This is a genomic window from Streptomyces sp. NPDC050485 (assembly GCF_044458185.1).
Classification (GTDB): domain Bacteria; phylum Actinomycetota; class Actinomycetes; order Streptomycetales; family Streptomycetaceae; genus Streptomyces.
In genome coordinates this window covers 38,104-55,513 of the sequence record NZ_JBITHR010000011.1, presented here as the reverse complement: position 1 = coordinate 55,513, position 17,410 = coordinate 38,104, and the positions used below count along the sequence as shown (strand labels likewise).

The 17,410-nt window shown below is 70.7% G+C and carries 13 protein-coding genes; 8 read left to right on the top strand and 5 right to left on the bottom strand.

Features of this window, described 5'->3' with window-relative positions:
* Window positions 1–65: 65 nt before the first annotated feature.
* Genes ACIBK6_RS22595 through ACIBK6_RS22585 form a run of 3 tightly spaced genes read right to left on the bottom strand, consistent with a single transcriptional unit; the run spans window position 66 to window position 2,349 of the window.
* Window positions 66–1,004 (bottom strand): ABC transporter substrate-binding protein, encoded by a 939-nt coding sequence (locus ACIBK6_RS22595; RefSeq protein ID WP_399053099.1) that lies wholly within the window; start codon window positions 1,002–1,004, stop codon window positions 66–68.
* On the bottom strand, window positions 1,001–1,675 hold the full coding sequence (locus ACIBK6_RS22590) for an ABC transporter permease (protein ID WP_399053098.1): 675 nt from the start codon (window positions 1,673–1,675) through the stop codon (window positions 1,001–1,003). Before ACIBK6_RS22590 ends, ACIBK6_RS22595 begins: the two co-directional genes overlap by 4 nt.
* Complete coding sequence (locus ACIBK6_RS22585) at window positions 1,672–2,349, bottom strand: ABC transporter permease (protein ID WP_399053097.1); 678 nt, start codon at window positions 2,347–2,349, stop codon at window positions 1,672–1,674. Before ACIBK6_RS22585 ends, ACIBK6_RS22590 begins: the two co-directional genes overlap by 4 nt.
* A 180-nt stretch (window positions 2,350–2,529) precedes the next feature.
* On the opposite strand from ACIBK6_RS22585, the gene ACIBK6_RS22580 reads away from it, so the two are divergent.
* Complete coding sequence (locus ACIBK6_RS22580) at window positions 2,530–2,820, top strand: hypothetical protein (protein ID WP_399053096.1); 291 nt, start codon at window positions 2,530–2,532, stop codon at window positions 2,818–2,820.
* Window positions 2,821–2,888: 68 nt separating this feature from the next.
* On the opposite strand, the gene ACIBK6_RS22575 is transcribed toward ACIBK6_RS22580, so the two are convergent.
* The gene (locus ACIBK6_RS22575) at window positions 2,889–6,071 is read right to left on the bottom strand and encodes an amidohydrolase family protein (RefSeq protein ID WP_399053095.1); all 3,183 of its coding nucleotides are present in this window, start codon (window positions 6,069–6,071) and stop codon (window positions 2,889–2,891) included.
* A gap of 110 nt (window positions 6,072–6,181) precedes the next feature.
* Window positions 6,182–8,767 carry a LamG-like jellyroll fold domain-containing protein gene (locus tag ACIBK6_RS22570; RefSeq protein ID WP_399053094.1) on the bottom strand — a complete coding sequence of 862 codons (2,586 nt, stop codon included), beginning with the start codon at window positions 8,765–8,767 and terminating at the stop codon, window positions 6,182–6,184.
* Between the two features lie 233 nt (window positions 8,768–9,000).
* Here ACIBK6_RS22570 and ACIBK6_RS22565 point away from each other — a divergent pair, with 233 nt between their 5' ends.
* From ACIBK6_RS22565 to ACIBK6_RS22535, 7 genes are all read left to right on the top strand, one after another.
* Entirely contained in the window at window positions 9,001–10,161 is a 1,161-nt protein-coding gene (locus ACIBK6_RS22565; RefSeq protein ID WP_399053093.1) for a mandelate racemase/muconate lactonizing enzyme family protein, read from the top strand.
* The gene (locus ACIBK6_RS22560) at window positions 10,158–11,171 is read left to right on the top strand and encodes a zinc-binding dehydrogenase (RefSeq protein ID WP_399053092.1); all 1,014 of its coding nucleotides are present in this window, start codon (window positions 10,158–10,160) and stop codon (window positions 11,169–11,171) included. Before ACIBK6_RS22565 ends, ACIBK6_RS22560 begins: the two co-directional genes overlap by 4 nt.
* Before the next feature lie 115 nt (window positions 11,172–11,286).
* Window positions 11,287–12,270, top strand: coding sequence for a hypothetical protein (locus ACIBK6_RS22555; protein WP_399053091.1), 984 nt, complete (start codon window positions 11,287–11,289; stop codon window positions 12,268–12,270).
* Window positions 12,270–13,385: a multiple monosaccharide ABC transporter substrate-binding protein gene (gene chvE, locus ACIBK6_RS22550; protein ID WP_399053090.1), complete on the top strand. Its 1,116-nt coding sequence runs from the start codon at window positions 12,270–12,272 to the stop codon at window positions 13,383–13,385. The genes ACIBK6_RS22555 and chvE overlap by 1 nt, the downstream gene beginning before the upstream one ends.
* 32 nt (window positions 13,386–13,417) lie before the next feature.
* Entirely contained in the window at window positions 13,418–14,938 is a 1,521-nt protein-coding gene (gene mmsA / locus ACIBK6_RS22545) for a multiple monosaccharide ABC transporter ATP-binding protein (protein ID WP_399053283.1), read from the top strand.
* A gap of 5 nt (window positions 14,939–14,943) precedes the next feature.
* A complete protein-coding gene (mmsB, locus tag ACIBK6_RS22540) occupies window positions 14,944–16,179 on the top strand; it encodes a multiple monosaccharide ABC transporter permease (RefSeq protein WP_399053089.1) in 1,236 nt (411 codons plus the stop codon).
* Window positions 16,180–16,216: 37 nt separating this feature from the next.
* Window positions 16,217–17,371: an aldose epimerase family protein gene (locus ACIBK6_RS22535; RefSeq protein WP_399053088.1), complete on the top strand. Its 1,155-nt coding sequence runs from the start codon at window positions 16,217–16,219 to the stop codon at window positions 17,369–17,371.
* Window positions 17,372–17,410 lie beyond the last annotated feature (39 nt).

Sequence of the window (17,410 nt, the reverse complement as noted above, 5' to 3'; positions counted from 1 at the left end):
ATCCTCCCCGAACCCCGCTCCTCAAATTCCTTATGCAGTGGGCCAGTTGGGCAACTCCAACCCGCTCAGATCAGCCCCTTGGACTTCAGATACGTCCTGGCCACGTCCTCGGGCAGCCGGCGCCAGCTGTCCACCTGCTCGTTCAGGGCGGCCAGATCAGCGGTGGTCAGCACGCTATTGAGGCCGCCGAGGGCGCGCGTCACACCCGTACTGCCCGCCCGTGAGCGGTTCACCACCGGCACGATGTAGTCCGCGTTCTGGAGGTGCTTGTCGTCCGCGAGCAGCACCAGGCCGAAGCCGCCGAGCGTGGCGTCCGTCGTGGTGGTCAGCACCATCTGGTCCTGGCCACTCTGGACGGCCTGCTTGGCCTGGGTGGTGCCGACGCCCTTGGGGTCGACGGCGGTGATGTCGATGCCGTATGTCCTCTTCAACCCTGGTTCACAGTACGGGCGTTGGACGCATTCGTCGCCCGCGGCCAGTCGTACGGGGAGCTTCGCGGCGCCGAGGTCGCTGAGCGTCTTGAGGCGGTGCTGCCGCGCGTAGCCGGCCGCGACGGCGAACGCGTTCTGGTCGACCGCTCGTCCAGGGTCGAGGACCGTGAGACCGCGCGGGGTGGCCAGGGCACGCAGGGCCGTCATCGTGCGGCCGAGGTCCGGTGAGCCGACGGGCTTGGCGTTCGGGCCGTGGGCCTTGGCGTTCAGCCAGTCCGCGAAGGTCGCCGCGTACTCGGCCACGACGTCGATCTGGCCGCTCTCCAGGGCGGGTTCGTAGATCTCCCGGTTGGTGACCGAGAGGATTTTGGTGCCGTAGCCCGCCTTGCCGAGGAGCAGCGCGTACATCTGGGCGAGCAGATCGCTCTCGGTGAATCCGGCCGAGCCGATCGTCAGGTGCTTGCTGTCGCCGGGCGGCGCGGTGACGGCGCCCTGCTTCTCCAGGCTCGGCCCGGTGGTGCAGGCGGCGGCCGCCGTCAGGGCGAGCGCGGTCGGCAGCAGACGCGTCCTCACTCGGACCCGCCCCTCGCCCAGTGCGGCGCGAACCGCTGGACCGCCTCGAAGACCGCCTCCACGATGAGCGCGAAGACCGCCACGAGCACGGCGCCCGCGACGACTTGGGGGGTCGAGGCGAGGTTGAAGCCCGCCGTGATGATCCGGCCGAGCCCGCCGCCGCCCGCGAGGGCCGCGAGGGTGGCGGTCGCGACGAGCTGCACGGCGGCGATCCGCACCCCGGTGAGGATCAGCGGCAGGGCGAGGGGGAGCTCGACGCGGAGCAGGAGTTGGCGTCCGGTCATGCCCATGCCCCGGGCGGCGCGCACCACGTCGCGGTCAACCTCGCGCATGCCGACGTAGGCGTTGGTCAGCAGGGGCGGTACGGCGAAGAGGATCAGCGCGACGATGGTCGGCCACTCGCCGTACTTGCCGAGCGGGGTCAGCAGGAGCAGTACGAGGACGGCGAAGGTGGGCACGGCCCGGCCGATGTTCGAGAGGTTGACGGCGAGCACCCCGCCCTTGCCGAGGTGGCCGAGGACGAGCGCCACGGGCAGCGCGATCAGACAGCTCAGGACGAGGCACACAGCGGTGAGCCAGAGGTGTTCGCCGAGCCGGTGCCAGATGCCGTTCTCGCCCGACCAGTGGGCGGCCGAGGTGAGCCACGACCAGGCGTCGGAGAGGGTGGTCACGCCGGTGCCGCCCTGGTCCACGGGGTCAGCAGCCGCTGGATGCCGAGCAGCACCAGGTCGGCGGCGACGGCGATCACCACGCACAGCACGGAGGCGGTGAGCACCTGTGCCTTGAAGTAGGTGTTCATCCCGGCGTAGATCAGATTGCCCAGGCCCCCGTAGCCGACGATGGCGCCGACCGTCACCAGGGACACGGCGGAGACGGTGGCGATGCGCAGTCCGGCCATGGCGGCGGGCAGCGCGAGCGGGAGTTCCACGGCCAGGAGCAGCCTGACCGGTCCGTAGCCCATGCCGAGCGCCGCCTGCCGGGTGTCCTCGGGGACGGCCCGCAGCCCGGCCAGGATGTTGCGTACGAGCAGGGTCAGCGAGTACAGCACGAGACCCGCGATGACGATGGACGCGGAGAGCCCGTACAGCGGGAGCAGCAGCGAGAACATGGCCAGGGACGGGATGGTGTAGAGGACCGTCGTCACACCGAGTACCGGCCCCGCCGCCCAGCGCCAGCGGCGGGCCGCGACCGCCAGCGGCACGGCGATGACCAGGCCGAGCAGGACGGAGAGTGCCGTGAGGTGGAGGTGCTGGAGGACGGCGTCCCGGAGGATCTGGCTACGGGTCGAGAGGTAGGCGCCGCAGATCCAGTCGTTGTGCGCGAGGCAGTCGTCGGGCGCGGTCACCCGTTCATTGGAGCCCGGCACGGCAGGCGGCCGCGCGTGGTGGTGGGCTGTTCGGGCGTAGCGGGCGGGCCGGCCGCTCGTGTTGTGGTCCGGTGGCGAAAGCGGGACCCTTGGGGTATGCGCGGCCGGGAGTCACCGGTGCGTCGAAAGCACCCGCCCGGTCGGGAAGGGGTGAGTTTCGTGCGCGTACTGTTGCGGGCCGAGCTGGACACCGAGAAGTCGAACGAGGCCATCCGGAATGGGACCTTGCAGAAGTCGATGCAGTCCGCTCTGGAGGCCCTTCGTCCCGAGGCCGCCTACTTCACCGCCCAGAACGGGTGTCGTACGGCGTTCATCATCTTCGACCTGGCGAAGACGTCCGACATACCGAAGGTCGCCGAGCCGTTCTTCCTGGACTTCGGCGCCAAGGTCTACTTCTCGCCGGTCATGAACGGTGAGGACCTGGAGATGGGGCTGGGCGCCCTTGGCTGACCCGTCCGCCCGGCGTCCCACGGCGGCCGGGCCGGGCCACCTGAGTGACCCGGACCCGGAGGTGTGTGTCAGACGCCGGGGTCGCAGCATCCGTCGCGGCGCATCAGGCGCCCCACTTCGAGCCAGTGGGCCGCAGCCGCCGCATGGCGCTCGTGCGGCTGGAACGCGCCCACCAGATCGGCGGTCGTGTACGGCACGCCTCCCCTGAGCACCGCCGTGGTGCGCACCAGCGTGTCGAAGTCCGTGAACGGGTCGCCGTCGACCACCGTGAGGTCGGCGAGCTTGCCGCGCTCGACCGTGCCGAGGTCCCCGTCGGCCCCGAAGAGCCGGGCCGGCAGGACGGTCGCGGTGCGCAGGGCCGCCGCTGGGGACAGGCCGCCCCGGTGCAGGGCGCGCAGGCCCAGGTGCAGGGAGAGGCCGACCGGGACGAGCGGCGAGTCCGTGCCCAGGGCGACGAGCCCGCCCCCTTCGAGGACCCGGCGGTAGACGTCGGTCTCCCTGCGCAGGGTGGCCAGTTGGGCCGGGGTCGGCGGCACGCCCGCCGACTGCCGTACGGCCGCCGAGTCCCACGGCGGCATCACGGAGGTGACCCGCGGATCGTCGGCGAGCGCGGGGTCGGCGCCGAGCAGCGGCGCCGAGGTGAACGGGGTCACGATGAGTGCGAAGTTGATTCCGTGTGCCGTGTAGATCTCCAGGGTGTCCTCGTAGGCGCGCCCCGTCGCGCTGGTCGCGTGCCCGAACTCCGCGCGCTGCGTGGCCAGCAGATGGGTCGTCAGATCCTGGCCGACCTGGACGCCCGGGGAAAGGAGATGGCTTCCGGACCGCACACCGAGCCGCTCATGGGCGAAGCGTGCGGCCTGCTCCATGACCCAACTTGGCGCCCGTACATAGGTTTTGACGAAGTCCCAGTCGAGGGCGGCGCCGCGTTCCAGGGAGCGCCGCAGGCCGTCCTCGGTGCGGTGGGCGCGGCCCATGCTGTAGGCGACCCGGGATCCGTCGAGCAGCTCCCCGGTGGTGAAGAGCCTGGGTCCGGCGAGCTGGCCGGTCGCCACCGCCTCCCGGATCCGGGCCTGTTCGTAGGCGAACCCGCCGAGCGACACGGCGGTGGTGATGCCGTAGGTGAGCTGGCCGACGGTCTGGCGGCCGCCGTAGGTGCTCTGCCACGGGTGGGTGTGGGTGTCCCAGAGCCCGGGGACGACGGTGCGGTCCGAGGCGTCGACGTACCGCGTCGACCCGCGCTTGCGGTGCGGTTCGACGGAGGTGATCCGTCCCGCGCGGACGATGATGTCGACGTCGTCCCGGACCGATTCGCCGGTGCCGTCCCAGAGCCGTCCGGCATGCACCACGGTGTCGGCGGGTGCGGGCCTGCGCTGGTCGAGGGGGACCCGGACGGTGCGCGCGGCGCCGCCGTCGACGCCGATCAGCCGCAGCCGGGCGCCCGACAGATAGAGCAGCGTCCTGGAGTCGCCGGACCAGGAGGGGTGGTCGGCGGGTTCGGTGGTGAGGGTGCGCGGCGGGCCCTCGGGGGTGCCGTCGGGCGCGACGGGCAGCAGGCACAGCGCGGATTCCACGATGACCGCCATCCAGCGGCCGTCGGGCGACCAGACGGGCCCGGAGTCGTAGCGGTCGGCGATGGAGACGTGCGGGGCCACGGCGTGCAGCCGGTCGGTGCCGGTGGTGGTGTCCACGACCCGGATGACGTTGTAGCCCTCGCGGAAGCGCAGGTTGAGGCGGTTGCGGTCGCAGAGCGCGAGGTAGCGGCCGTCGGGCGACCAGCTGGGCCGGCCGGGCAGCCCGCCGCCGCCGAGCGGGGTCACCAGGACGCGTTCCGTGCCGCTCGCGAGGTCGCGGACGATGAGTCGGCCGGTCATGTCGATGGCGGCGAGCCGCTTTCCGTCCGGTGAGAGCGCCGGGTGCACCCGTCCGCCCGTCGCGAGCGCCCTCTCGTCGCCGGTGGCGAGGTCGCGCCGGTAGACGCCGAGCAGCCCGTCGCGGTCGTCGGCGTACAGGAGCGAGTGGCCGTCGCGCGCCCAGACCGGTCCGAGCAGATAGCGCGTGGCGTCCGCCTGGCGCAGCCGCTGGGGCGGGTGGGCACCCGAAGTGTCGGCGATCCAGAGCGAGTTGAGGGCGGCGAAGGCGATGCGTGTGCCGTCGGGCGAGAGCGCGGGCAGGTGGATGCCGCGCACCGGGCGCACCCGCTCCTCGCCGAGGTCGTACGACTTGACCTGGTAGCGCGGGCGGTCGACGGGCAGCACGCCGTCGAAGCGGACGGTCTCGGCGTCCGAGGGATTGTCGGGGCGTACGAAAGTGAAGTGGCCGTCCACGGTGAGGAGGAGTTCGCCGTCGGCGGTCCAGCGCGGGGGCACGGGGGCGAGGTCCCCGGCGACCGGGACGGGCTTGCCGTCGACGACGAGCGTGCAGGACGCGTTCGGTGCCGCGGTGGTGCGCAGATAGGCCAGACGGCGACCGGCGCGGTCCAGCGCCGGGGTCATGACCTGGGCGTTCTCGGTCTCGGTGTGCTCGACGGTGACCGCGCCCGCTCCGTCGGCGGCAACGAAGGCGACGGTTTTGGCGTCCACGCCGAGTCCGAACTGCGCGCTGACGGCCGTGCCCCGCACGAACAGGATGCGCCGGCCGTCGGGCGACCAGCTGGGGTCGAAGTCCTCCCACGGGCCGTCCTGCGAGGGGCCGTGCTGTCCGGGAAGGCCGGTGACGCGGGTCAACTGGCCGGTGCGCAGGTCGAGTACGTGGATGCGGTACGGGCTGCCGGAGACCGGGTCGCCGCCCCGCTCGGAGGCGAAGGCGATGCGCGTGCCGTCGGGCGACCAGGCGGGGCCCCGGTCGTCCCAGGGGCCGTCGGTGCGCCGGCGCACGTCCGATCCGTCGGGCCGCATGGTCCAGATGTGGTAGCCGCCGCCCTGGTACGCGCAGAACGCGATGAGCTCGCCGTCCGGGGCGTGCACGGGCCTGGTGGGCTCAAGTCCTGCCGGAGTGAGGGGTTCGGCCGTGCCGCCGCCGCGCGGCAGCGACCACAGGATGTCCTGGACTTCGGCGATCAGCCGGTCCCCCGCGGGCGCCAGGCTCGCCGAACCGTTGGTGGCTGCCGTGAAGGACAGCGAGAGACCGGTGCGCGATCCGGCCAGCGCGGGCACGGGGCCGACGGCGGTGACGGCCCCGGCCGCGCCCGCGGCGGCGAGCAGTTGGCGGCGGGAGAGGGAGAAGGCGGTGGCGATGGTGTGGTCACGGTCCATGACACAGCACGCTCGCGCACCATGCGGCGCAGGGGCAACACCGCCATTCACGCCAAATGGGTACGGCCTCCCGTCAAACCCCGTACAGATCAAGGCCCTTGGGCGAGGTCTCAGTCGGCCCGCACTTCCAGGACCGTGACCGAGTACGGGGCGAAGGTCGCCGTGAAGGAGGGTGCGACGCCGTTGACCGTACGGCTGCGCGGGATCACCGCGAGGGGATCGGTGATCGTGTTGGTGGCCTCTTTGTCCGCCGCCGCCAGGACGGTGACGGCGGCGGACGGATCGGTACGGGCGACGCCTTCCAGGGTGACGGCCGTCCGGCGGGCCGTGCCGCCCGTGTTGATCACTGCGAGGTAGCTCCGGCGGGTGCGCGGATCGTGGGTGGTGACGGCGTTGATTCCGGGCAGGGCGCGCACCGCGGTGGGCAGCACGACCGTGCCGCGGCGGGTGAGCAGCAGCTGCTGCGCGTAGTAGCTCGGTGAGTTGTAGCTGGTCAGCGCGTCGTAGGCGATGAGGTTGGTGGCCCAGGTGTTGTCCCGTACGTGGCTGAACAGCGGGGCGTACGACTCCATCAGGACCTGGTCGGAGTTGCGGATGAGCCCGGCGAGCCAGGAGGCGTCGCCCAGCGCGGCGTTGAGGTCGGGCGTGGGCCGGCCCTCCTGCGCCGCCCATTCCCCGACGAAGACCTTGGGGCCGGTGCGGTCGCGGTGGTCATACTTGTGGGAGCCGGCCTGGAAGGCGGCGGGCGACTGGTAGTAGTGCTCGTCGATCAGGTCGTGCGGGCGCGAGGACACCGGGGTGGTGGCGATCAGCTTCAGCGCGGGGAAGCGGGCCTTGATGGCGTCGTGGAACGCGGCGTAACGCTCCTCGTAGGAACCGGACTTGTCGAACGAGTCCTCGTTGCCGATCTCGACGTACTTCAGCGGGAACGGCCTGGAGTGTCCGTCGGCGGCCCGCCGGGCGCCCCAGGTGGAGGTGGTGGGTCCGGTGATGTACTCGATCTGGTCGACGGCGTCCTGCACGAAGGGTTTCAGGGCGTCTCCGGTGACGTGCGCGCCTTGCAGGGAGTATCCGGCGTACACGCACAGCAGCGGGATACAGCCCAGATCTTCGGTGAGTTGGAGGTATTCGGGCAGCCCGAGGCCGTCGGTGGACCAGTAGCCCCAGGCCGAGTTGCGGTGTCCGGGGCGCTGCTCGACGGGGCCGATGGTCTTCTTCCAGTCGAAGCGGTCGGCGATGACATTGCCTTCGAGGTAGTTGCCGCCGGGGAAGCGCAGGAACTTCGGTTCCAGGGCGGCGAGTTTCTCCATGAGGTCGATGCGCAGTCCGTTCTCGCGGCCCTTGTAGGTGGGCGGGAAGAGGGAGACCTGGCTGAGCCAGAGCGTACCGGGCGCCGAGGCGGTGACGGTGAGATGGGCGTCGGCGGTGGTGGGGGCGCCGGGGCCGGTGCGCAGGGTGAGTTCGTACCTGCGCCAGGATCCGGTGAGCGGCACGGTGGTGCCGGTGGCGTGGACCGTGCCGTCGGTCCCGGTGAGCGCGATGGTCAACGTGCCTTGTGTATCAGCCGACTTGGCGTAGAGCGACGCACGGTAAGTGATGGACGGTCTGACCGGGAAGCCCCAGAAGCCCTCGTTGGCGACGCCGTCGCCCGCCGCCTTGGCTGTGACGCGCAGCGACTGGGTGAGGGCGGAGTTGAGCGGCTGGGCGGTGTCGATGGCCAGGGTCGCGGTGCCGGTGGCGCTCCAGTGGAGCGGGGTGGCGGCGGCCATGAAGCTGCGGTTGTTGACGAGTTCGGCATACAGGCCGCCCTCACCGCTGTGGTTGATGTCCTCGAAGAAGATTCCGCCGAGTTCGGGGCTGACCTGGGGGCCTGGGTGGGTGGTGTCGATGGTGAGCAGCGGCTGGGTGGAGTCGACGGGTACGCCCGCGAGTGCGGCGGCGTCCGCTGCGGTGAGCGCGGTGTCGAAGACCTGGACGTCGTCGATGAGGCCGTGTGCCTGGTCGACCTGGGCGCCGCCGAAGAGTCCCCGGCCGACGGCGGTCGCGCCGGTCGCCCGCCAGCCCCCGGTGTAGGGCGTCTCGCCTTCCAGTACGCCGTTGACGTAGAGGCGTACGAGGCCGGCCGCCGTGTCGTGCACGCCGAGCAGGTGGTACCAGGCATCGGTCACCGGCGCCGAGGCGGCTCCGGCGACCGCCGCCCCGCCGTTCGCGGAGATCGCGTCGGACGGCAGCCGGGTGAACGCGAACGCCCCGGTGTCGTCGCGGAGTTGGAGATAGAAGCCGCTCACCGCGAGCCCGTCGACGGAGACGAAGGTCTGGTATCCAGCGGCGGAGGTGAGCCGGACCCAGGCGGCGGCGCTGAAGCTCTTCGCGGTGTCCACGACGGGACCGGACGCCGCCGCGCTGCCGCCCGCCGAGACGTCGAGGCTGGCGGTGCCGGACTTCGCGGCCCCCCACTTCGCGGCCCCGGCGAGCGTAAGCGTGCGGCCATGGCCGGAGCTGTCGGCGGCGGTCGGGCCGGTGCCTTCGTCGAAGGACCAGTGGGCGACGGGCGCGGGGAGCGCCGACTCAGCGGCCCGTGCGGGGGAAGCCGCGAAGGCGGGGCCGATCGCACCGGCCAGGGGCAGTGCGCCGAGCGCGGTGACGACCGCTCTGCGGCTCGGTCCGGGGACGGCGGCGGGGGTGGGCTGTGTCATGCGGGGGCTCCTCAACTCTCGCTGCGGGTTCGAGATTTCGGACGACGTTCTGCATTTCGACGCCGGGAGCATTCCGCCTCCCCGTCCCCGCGTCAACACCCCCGGACGGGCCGGGAACGGTTCCTGCGCGACCCATTGACACCCCCGGCCGCACATCATTACCGTCACGCCAGCATTTCGAACGCATGACGAAATATCGAACGTCACGGACCGCAGCCCCAGGAGCAACTGCCTTGCGAATCACGGGAATCAGCGCCCATGTAGTCGGAACCCCCTGGCGCAACCTGACCTATGTGCGGGTCCACACCGACGAGGGCCTCACCGGCGTCGGCGAGACCCGGATGCTCGGCCGCACCGACGCGCTGATCGGCTATCTCCGCGAGGCTGAGGCCAACCACATCGCGGGCTCGGACCCGTTCGCGATCGAGGACCTCGTGCGGCGGATGAAGTACGGCGACTACGGGCGGGCCGGCGAGATCGTGATGTCGGGCATCGCCGTGGTGGAGATGGCCTGCTGGGACATCAAGGGCAAGGCGCTCGGCGTCCCGGTGTGGGAGTTGCTCGGCGGCAAGGTGACCGACCGGGTCAAGGCGTACGCGAACGGCTGGTACACCACCGAGCGCACCCCACAGGCGTATCACAAGGCGGCGCGGGCGGTGATCGAGCGGGGCTACCGGGCGCTGAAGATCGACCCCTTCGGCACCGGCCACTTCGAGCTGGACCGCCAACAGAGCCTGTACGCCGTCTCGTTGATCGAGGCGGTCCGGGACGCGATCGGCCCGGACACCGAGCTGATGCTGGAGATGCACGGCCGGTTCTCGCCCGCCACCGCCGTCCGGCTGGCCCGCGAACTCGCGCCGTTCGAGCCCGCATGGCTGGAGGAGCCGGTCCCGCCGGAGAACCTCAAGGCGCTGGCGAAGGTGGCCGCGAAGACCGACATCCCGCTGGCGACCGGCGAGCGCATCCACGACCGGATCGAGTTCCGCGAGCTGTTCGAGTCGCAGGCCGCCGACATCATCCAGCCGGACGTCGGCCACCTCGGCGGCATCCTGGAGACCAGGAAGCTCGCCGCGACCGCCGAATCGCACTACCTGCTCGTCGCGCCGCACAACGTGGGCGGTCCGGTGCTGACCGCCGCCTCGCTCCAAGTCGCGGGCTGCACACCGAACTTCAAGATTCTGGAGCACTTCAACGACTTCGCGGACGCCGACATCAAGAAGGTCGTCAAGGGCGCCCCGCAGGTGGTCGACGGCTACTTCGAGCTGCCCGACGCGCCGGGTCTCGGCGTCGAGCTCGATGTGGACGCGGCGGCCGAATTCCCGCAGCAGCAGGCCCGGTTCGACCTGTGGGCCGAAGGCTGGGAGAAGCGCGACCCGTCCGGGGCGCGGGGATGATCAGCCGCGCGATCGTCGTCGACGCGCCGGGCCGCCACCGCCTGGTCACCGCCCCGTGTCCTGAACCCGGCCCCGGCGAGGTCCTCGTGCGGGTCGCCGCCGCCGGGATCTGCCTGAGCGACCGCGAGGTGTACGACGGCCACCGCGACCCCGGCTACGTCCGCTATCCGCTCACCCCCGGCCACGAGTGGTCCGGGACCGTGGCGGCGGCCGGGCCGGGCGTCGACCCCGGGCTGATCGGACGCAAGACGGTCGCCGAGGGCTTCCGCAGCTGCGGCATCTGCGAGCGGTGCCGCCGCGGCGAGACGTCGCTGTGCACCGCCGCGTACGCCGAGACCGGGTTCACGCACCCCGGCGGGTTCGCCGACCATGTGGTGGTCCCGGCCCGGCTGCTGCATCCGCTGCCCGACGACGCGGACCTGCGCGCCGCGGCCCTCCTCGAACCGGCCGCCGTGGCCGCCGCCGCCGTGCGAGCCGCCGCGCCCGAGGCGGGCGAGCGGATCGCGGTGGTCGGCGCGGGCACCCTCGGCCTGCTCGCGGTCCAGCTCGCGTCCAGCTACTCCCCGGGGGAGCTGGCGGCGATCGACCCCCGGCTCGAACGGGCCGAGCTGGCCCGCCACATGGGGGCGACAGAAGCCCGCACGCCCGACCTCGCCCCCGAGGTGCACGGCCGCTACGACCTGGTCATCGAGACCGCGGGCGCGCCGTCCACGGCGGCCGACTCCTGTCTGCTCGCCCGGCGCGGCGGCCGGGTGATCCTCACCGGCATGTTCGCCCCGGGCGCGAAGGGCATCGACCCGGTGCACCTCTCGCTCAGCCAGCTCACCGTACGCAGCGTGTTCGGGGCCTCCTCCGCCGCCTGGTCCTTCGCCGTCCGGGCGTACACCACCGGGCAGATCGACCCGGCCGCGCTGATCACCCACGAGTTCCCGCTGGACCGGTACGCCGACGCCCTCGCGCTGATCGGCGGCGGCCACTCCACGACCGGAAAGGTCCTGCTGCGCCCTTAGGGGGTGCCCGGTGGATCACGCCGGACACCCCTTAGGCGCGGCTTCATGCCCTATGACCCGAACTATGTTCGAAATTTCGAACGCCCGACCCACGCTCACGCAAGGAACCCCGCCTGTGACCGACACATCAGCCCCCTTCCCCGAACCCGAGCGGCCCCGCCGCCCCGGCGAGCGGGCCCTGACGGCGCTCGGCCTCGCCGCGCCCGCCGACAACCCCGCCGACTCCTCCCCGCACTTCTTCCCGGACGGCGGCACCTGGCGCACCGAGATCCCCTCGGTCGAGGGCCCCGAGGCGCTCTCCGTCGTCCTCAAGGAGTCCGCACGGCTCGGCGTGCCGGTGCACCGGGTAAGCCAGGGCAGCGGCGTGTGGATGCTGTCCGATGCCGAGATCATCGAGATGGCCGGGGCCTGCGCGGACCGCGGCATCGAGCTCTGCCTCTTCACCGGGCCGCGCGGCACCTGGGACATCGGCGGCTCCACGCGGACCGGCTCGGGCGGCGCGGGACTGCGCGCCCGGGGCCACGACGCGCTCGCCGGATGCGTCGAAGACGCCCTGCGGGCAACGGAGTTGGGGGTGCGGTGCCTGCTCGTGGCGGACGAGGGCGTGCTGTGGACGCTGCACCGGCTGCGCGAGCGGGGCCTGCTGCCCACGGACACCACCTTGAAGGTCTCGGCGCTGATCGGCCCGGTCAACCCGGCCTCGGTCGCGGTCTACGAGCGGCTCGGCGCGGACTCGGTGAACGTGCCCTCCGATCTGACGCCCGCTCACTTCACCGAGATCCGGCGGGTGTCCGGCGCCCCGCTCGACCTGTACATCGAGGCGCCGGACGACCTCGGCGGCTATGTGCGCATGTACGAGGCGGCCGAGCTGATCCGCCGTGCCGCCCCGCTGTACCTCAAGTTCGGCCTCTCCAAAGCGCCCGGCATCTATCCGTACGGCGCGCACCTGCGGGACACCGCCCTCGACACGGCGCGCGAGCGGGTGCGCCGCGGCCGGCTCGCGCTCGACCTGCTCGCCCGGCACGGCGCCGACGGCGGCATGTCCCCGCTCGGCTCCCGCCTCCCCGGCCCCCTCAACCGCTTCGTCCCGAAGGACTGATGACCATGCGCCGCACCCGCCAAGCCGCTCTCGCCCTCCTCGCCGGATCCCTCGCACTCGCGCTCACCGCCTGCGGGCAGAGCAGCACGGGCGGCGGCAAGGACGCCACCAAGGGCGGCAAGGGCTCCACCATCGGCATCGCCATGCCGACCAAGTCGTCCGAGCGGTGGATCAACGACGGCAACAACATGGTCAAGCAGTTCCAGGCTCTCGGCTACAAGACCGAGCTCCAGTACGGCGAGGACAACGTCGACCAGCAGGTCGCCCAGATCGAGAACATGATCACCAAGGGGGTGGACGTCCTGGTGATCGCCGCCATCGACGGCCGGGCCCTCAGCGACGTCCTGAAGCAGGCCGCCGACCAGCACATCAAGGTGATCTCTTACGACCGGCTCATCCTCGGCACACCGAACGTCGACTACTACGCCTCCTTCGACAACGAGAAGGTCGGCGTGCTCCAAGCGACGTACATCATCGACAAGTTGGGCCTCAAGGACGGCAGCAAGAAGGGGCCGTTCAACATCGAGCTGTTCGCCGGCTCACCGGACGACAACAACACGCGCTACTTCTTCCAGGGCGCCCTCAAGACGCTCCAGCCCTACCTCGACAAGAAGCAGCTCGTGGTGCAGAGCGGGCAGACCCGGCTCAACCAGGTGACCACGCTGCGCTGGGACGGCGCGACCGCGCAGAAGCGCATGGACGACCTGCTGACCAAGGCGTACTCCTCGGCGCGCGTGGACGCCGTCCTTTCGCCGTACGACGGGATCTCCATCGGCATCCTGTCCTCGCTCCGCTCCGTCGGCTACGGCACCGCCACCAAGCCCTACCCGGTCGTCACCGGGCAGGACGCTGAGGTGGCATCGGTGAAGTCGATCATCGCAGGGGATCAGACGCAGACCGTCTACAAGGACACCCGCGCGCTCGCCAAGCAGGCCGTGCAGATGGCCGACGCCGTACTGAACAACAAGACGCCCGAGGTCAACGACACCAAGACGTACGACAACGAGAAGAAGGTCGTGCCGTCCTTCCTGCTGAACCCGGTCAGCGTCGACAAGTCCAACTACCGCTCGGAGCTGGTGGATTCGGGCTACATCAAGGCGAGTGACCTGAAGTGAGCGCGCCCGCCCCCGACGCGCCGGTCCTCGACATGCGCTCGATCGTGAAGACGTTCCCCGGTGTGCGCGCCCTGTCGGACGTGTCCCTCACCGTGGCGCGGGGCGAAGTGCACGCCATCTGCGGGGAGAACGGCGCGGGCAAGTCGACCCTGATGAAGGTCCTCAGCGGCGTCCATCCGCACGGGAGTTACGAGGGCGACATCCTCTTCCAGGGCGAGCCCTGCGCCTTCAAGGACATCCGGGCGAGCGAAGCGCGCGGCATCGTCATCATCCATCAGGAACTCGCGCTCGTCCCCTATCTGTCCATCGCCGAGAACATCTTCCTCGGCAACGAGCACGCCACCCGGGGAGTGATCAGCTGGCACGAGACGCTGAAGCAGGCGGCCCGGCTCCTGAAGCGGGTGGGGCTGAGCGAGCATCCGCAGACCCGGGTCGCGGACATCGGGGTCGGCAAGCAGCAGCTGGTGGAGATCGCGAAGGCGCTCTCCAAAGAGGTCAAGCTGCTCATCCTGGACGAGCCGACAGCCGCGCTGAACGACGACGACAGCGCACATCTCCTGGATCTGATACTGGAGTTGAAGGACCAGGGCATCACGTCGATCGTCATCTCGCACAAGCTCAACGAGATCGCCGCGGTCGCCGACTCGGTCACCGTCATCCGGGACGGCCGCACCATCGAGACCCTGGACGTGAAGGATCCCGCGACGACCGAGGACCGGATCATCCGGGCCATGGTCGGCCGCGACCTCGACCACCGCTTCCCCGCCCGGACTCCCTACGCGGGCGACCCGGGCGCCGAGCCGGCCCTTGAGGTACGCCACTGGACCGTGCACCACCCCATCGACCAGCAGCGCAAGGTCGTGGACGACGTCTCGGTGCGGGTCCGGCGGGGCGAGATCCTCGGCATCGCGGGCCTGATGGGCGCCGGCCGCACCGAACTCGCGATGAGCCTGTTCGGCCGCTCCTACGGGCGGGGCATCAGCGGCACGGTGTGGAAGGACGGCCGCGAGATCCGCACCAGGACCGTCCCCGAGGCGGTCGGCCACGGCATCGCCTACGTCACTGAGGACCGCAAGCAGTACGGCCTCAACCTCATCGACACCATCGCCCGCAACATCACCACGGCCGCGCTCGGCCGGGTGTCCCGGCGCGGGGTGGTGGACGAGCACGAGGAGCGGCGGGTCGCCGAGTCGTACCGCAGGTCCATGAACATCAAGGCGCCCACCGTCTTCGAACAGGTCGGGCGACTGTCCGGCGGCAACCAGCAGAAGGTCGTGCTCAGCAAGTGGATCTTCGCGGGTCCCGATGTGCTGATCCTGGACGAGCCGACCCGCGGCATCGACGTGGGTGCCAAGTACGAGATCTACACCGTCATCGACCAGCTCGCGGCTCAAGGCAAGGCCGTCGTCTTCATCTCCTCCGAACTCCCCGAACTGCTCGGCATGTGCGACCGCATCTACACGATGGCGGCCGGCCGGCTCACCGGTGAGATCCCGCGGGCGGAGGCGACGCAGGAAGTGCTGATGCGCCACATGACCACGAACAAGAGGTAGTAGCCATGGGTCCGGTCACCACCGACACCCCCAGGAGCGCCCCGTCGGCGCCCGGTTCCCCGCGCCCGGCGCCCGGTGCGCTGCTGCTCGATGCGGCGCGCCGCAACATGCGCCAGTACGGAATGCTGGTCGCGCTCGGCCTGATCGTCGTGCTGTTCCAGATCTGGACCGGCGGGGTGCTGCTCAAGCCCAACAACGTCACCAACCTGGTGCTCCAGAACAGCTACATCCTGGTCCTCGCCATCGGCATGATGATCGTCATCATCGCGGGCCACATCGACCTGTCCGTCGGCTCGCTGGCGGCCTTCGTCTCGGCGGCGTGTGCCGTCATGATGGTCGAGCATCATGTGCCCTGGGTGCTCGCGCTGGTCGTCGCGCTGGTCATCGGGGCGGTCGCGGGCGCCTGGCAGGGCTTCTGGATCGCCTACGTCGGGATTCCGTCGTTCATCGTCACACTGGCCGGGATGCTGCTCTTCCGCGGCGGCACCCAGATCCTGCTCGGCTCGCGCTCGCTCGGCCCGTTCCCCGACGGCTTCCAGAAGATCTCCACCGGTTACCTTCCGGCGGTCGGCCCGAACACCAACTACCACAATCTGACACTGCTGTTGGGCCTGGTCCTGATCGCCGCCGTCCTGGTCCAGGAGGTGCGGTCGCGGCGGCGGCAGCGGGAGTACGAACTCGATGTGCTCCCCCGGGGCCTGTTCGTCACCAAGCTGGTGGCGATGGTGGCCGCCGTCCTCGCGTTCACCATGACCCTGGCCAGCTACCGGGGTGTCCCGGTGGTGCTGCTCCTGCTCGCGGCGCTGCTCATCGGCCTCGGCTTCGTGATGCGCAACGCGGTCGTGGGCCGGCATGTGTACGCGCTCGGCGGCAACCAGGCGGCCGCGAAGCTGTCCGGCGTCAAGGACAAGCGGATCACGTTCCTGGTCTTCGTCAACATGGGCGTGCTCGCCGCGCTGGCCGGCGTCGTCTTCGCGGCCCGTCTGAACGCGGGCACCCCCAACGCCGGTGTCAACTTCGAACTGGAGGCGATCGCCGCCTCGTTCATCGGCGGTGCCTCGATGAGCGGCGGCGTGGGCACGGTGTTCGGCGCCATCATCGGCGGCCTGGTCCTCGGCGTGCTCAACAACGGCATGTCCCTGGTGGGCGTCGGCACGGACTACCAGCAGGTCATCAAGGGGCTCGTGCTCCTGGCCGCGGTCGGCTTCGACGTCTACAACAAGCGCAAGGTCGGTTCGTGAATCCCTCCGATTCGCCACTCCCCGAAGGAGCCGCACCATGAACACCAGCAGACGCACTGTACTGGCGGCCGGCGCGGCCGCCGGACTGGCCGCGACAGCCCTCGGTACGGGCACCGCCCAGGCAGCACCACGCCACTCCCCCTCGAAGAAGCGCTTCGGCACCCTGGCCGACGGCACCCCGGTGGACCTCTGGACCGTCGGCAACGGCGGCACCCGGCTCCAGGTACTCTCCTACGGCGGCATCATCCACTCCCTCGAAGTGCCCGACGGCGAGGGCCACTTGGCGAACATAGCGCTCGGTTTCGACAACCTCGCCGACTACGTGGCCAAGAGCCCGTTCTTCGGCGGCCTCATCGGCAGGTACGGCAACCGCATCGCGGCGGGCAGGTTCACGCTCGACGGGCGGACCTACCAACTGCCGCTCAACGACGGGGCCAACAGTCTGCACGGCGGCACCAAGGGCTTCGACAAGCAGATGTGGCACGTGGCACCGTTCACCCGCGCCTCGGACACCGGGCTCGTCCTGAGCCGGATCTCACCGGACGGCGAGATGGGCTACCCCGGCACCTTGAAGGTCCAGGTCACGTACACCCTCACCGCACGCGGCGGCTGGCGGATCGACTATGAGGCGACCACCGACCGGCCGACCGTCGTCAACCTCACCAGCCACACCTATTTCAACTTGGCCGGCGAGGGCAGCGGATCCGTCTACGACCACACCCTGGAACTGGCCGCCGACCGCTACACCCCCGTCGACGCCGGTCTGATCCCGACCGGTGAACTGGCGCGGGTGGCGGGCACGCCCTTCGACTTCCGGCGCCCGAAGCCGGTCGGCCGCGACATCCGCGCGGGCGACCAGCAACTGGTCCGCGCCAAGGGCTTCGACCACAACTGGGTGCTGGACAAGGGGATTTCGACCTCGCCCCAGTACGCCCTCACCCTCACCGACCCGTCGTCGGGGCGGGTGATGAGGATGTACACAACCGAGCCCGGCCTACAGTTCTACAGCGGCAACTTCCTCGACGGCACCCTGGTGGGCACCTCGGGCCACACCTACCGCCAGGGCGACGCCCTCTGCCTGGAGGCTCAGCACTTCCCGGACTCCCCGAACCACTCATCGTTCCCCTCGACGGTGCTGCGCCCCGGCACCACCTACCGGACATCGACGGTGCACTCCTTCTCCACCTGCTGAAGAAACGCCTGCGCCCCTCGGAACCTCCGTGGGGCGCAA

Coding starts and splice junctions, on each gene's coding strand:
- ACIBK6_RS22575 (WP_399053095.1), bottom strand. CDS start 6,071: ATGGACCGTGACCACACCATCGCCACCGCCTTCTCCCTCTCCCGCCGC.
- ACIBK6_RS22570 (WP_399053094.1), bottom strand. CDS start 8,767: ATGACACAGCCCACCCCCGCCGCCGTCCCCGGACCGAGCCGCAGAGCG.
- ACIBK6_RS22560 (WP_399053092.1), top strand. CDS start 10,158: ATGATCAGCCGCGCGATCGTCGTCGACGCGCCGGGCCGCCACCGCCTG.
- chvE (WP_399053090.1), top strand. CDS start 12,270: ATGACCATGCGCCGCACCCGCCAAGCCGCTCTCGCCCTCCTCGCCGGA.
- mmsA (WP_399053283.1), top strand. CDS start 13,418: ATGCGCTCGATCGTGAAGACGTTCCCCGGTGTGCGCGCCCTGTCGGAC.
- mmsB (WP_399053089.1), top strand. CDS start 14,944: ATGGGTCCGGTCACCACCGACACCCCCAGGAGCGCCCCGTCGGCGCCC.
- ACIBK6_RS22535 (WP_399053088.1), top strand. CDS start 16,217: ATGAACACCAGCAGACGCACTGTACTGGCGGCCGGCGCGGCCGCCGGA.